The organism is Kitasatospora sp. NPDC048722 (assembly GCF_040650235.1).
Classification (GTDB): domain Bacteria; phylum Actinomycetota; class Actinomycetes; order Streptomycetales; family Streptomycetaceae; genus Kitasatospora.
This window is the reverse complement of sequence record NZ_JBEZGX010000169.1, coordinates 1-1,559: the sequence shown is the minus strand read 5'-3', so window position 1 is coordinate 1,559 and position 1,559 is coordinate 1. Positions and strand designations below refer to the sequence as shown.

The 1,559-nt window shown below is 38.6% G+C and carries 2 protein-coding genes; both read left to right on the top strand.

The window, feature by feature from the left end; genetic code table 11:
* The first annotated feature begins 296 nt into the window (after positions 1–296).
* A complete protein-coding gene (locus AB0C76_RS41315) occupies positions 297–977 on the top strand; it encodes an IS6 family transposase (RefSeq protein WP_359975935.1) in 681 nt (226 codons plus the stop codon).
* 355 nt (positions 978–1,332) lie between these two features.
* Positions 1,333–1,559: ATP-binding cassette domain-containing protein (locus AB0C76_RS41310; protein ID WP_359975932.1), on the top strand; the 227-nt coding region annotated here is incomplete at its 3' end.

The following is a 1,559-nucleotide window of genomic DNA, read 5'->3' as shown; positions in this document are numbered from 1 at the left end:
TTAAAATCAGCTAAATCACTGGAACCAGAGACTTTAAGATATTCTATCGGGTATCAAGTCATGTCTAAATAATCAACTAGCAATTCGGGTCGTAATTAACATAATTGTATATGAACCCTTTGCATTTTCATTTAACGGCTTAATGGTTTTTCGCCTTAATAATAATAACCTTTGTTAAAAATTTGATTTTTTCTTTTAAGGGCCTAGAATTTATTATTTCTTTGGTTCTGTTGCAAAGTTTTCCAAAAAATCTATTTTAGTGTAAAATTGAGAAAAAAGACAGAGAGGACAGAGTAATGAATCATTTTAAAGGCAAACAATTCAAAAAAGACGTCATTATTGTCGCTGTTGGTTACTACCTGCGTTACAATCTAAGCTATCGTGAAGTTCAGGAATTGTTATATGATCGTGGAATAAATGTTTGTCATACTACGATTTATCGTTGGGTGCAAGAGTACAGCAAAGTCCTCTATTATCTTTGGAAGAAGAAAAATAGACAATCCTTCTATTCATGGAAAATGGACGAAACCTATATCAAAATTAAGGGACGTTGGCATTATCTTTATCGTGCAATTGATGCGGACGGCTTAACCTTAGATATCTGGTTACGAAAGAAACGGGATACGCAAGCAGCCTATGCTTTCTTAAAACGACTCCATAAACAGTTTGGTGAGCCGAAAGCAATTGTGACCGATAAAGCACTTTCTCTTGGATCCGCCTTTAGAAAGTTACAGAGTGTGGGTTTATATCCTAAGACAGAGCACCGAACTGTGAAGTATCTTAACAATTTAATAGAACAAGATCATCGACCTATTAAACGACGAAATAAATTTTATCAAAGTCTCCGTACAGCCTCTTCCACGATTAAGGGCATGGAGATCATTCGAGGAATATATAAAAAGAACCGAAGAAATGGAACGCTCTTCGGCTTTTCGGTGTCTACTGAAATCAAGGTATTAATGGGAATAACAGCCTAAGATATTTGGAGTTCAGAGAGAGCGCGTTTGATTTTCAAACTTCGCAACAGAACCGCCAATACCTTCACCGTTAATGCCTAAACGCTGAATGGTCAATGGAAAACGCTGGCCGATGTTAACGGTCGCTTGCACTTTTTCATCCGGCTGTTGTCGGCGCCGATCATTGTGCGATCGGGATTAGTGCGAATAATGATTAGGTTGTGGCATAAGTTTGATTTTGACCTCGTTTTTCTGTGAACTGTGTTAACCTCCATTATAGCATGTGGAAAGACACAGGATAACTGAGGAGGATTGTTTGAAATTGGCCTAACAGTCAGGTTATAATGATTATAAATTAGTAATCGGGGGTGGGCATATGAATTCATTGATTAGTTTAGAAAAAGTTAATTATCAAATCGCTGATCAACATATTTTACATGATGTTGATTGGCAGATTCCAGCTGGGGCTCATATTACATTGACGGGACCATCCGGTGGTGGGAAAAGTACATTATTACGAATCATTGCGGCCATGATTTCTAAAAACCCGGCGGTCACACGCGGGTGTGCCCGGCGCGTATCGCCCGTTCACTCGAAGGTGGG

What these genes read in the sequence shown, in the direction of transcription:
- AB0C76_RS41315 (WP_359975935.1), top strand. Translation starts at nt 297, where the DNA reads ATGAATCATTTTAAAGGCAAACAATTCAAAAAAGACGTCATTATTGTC.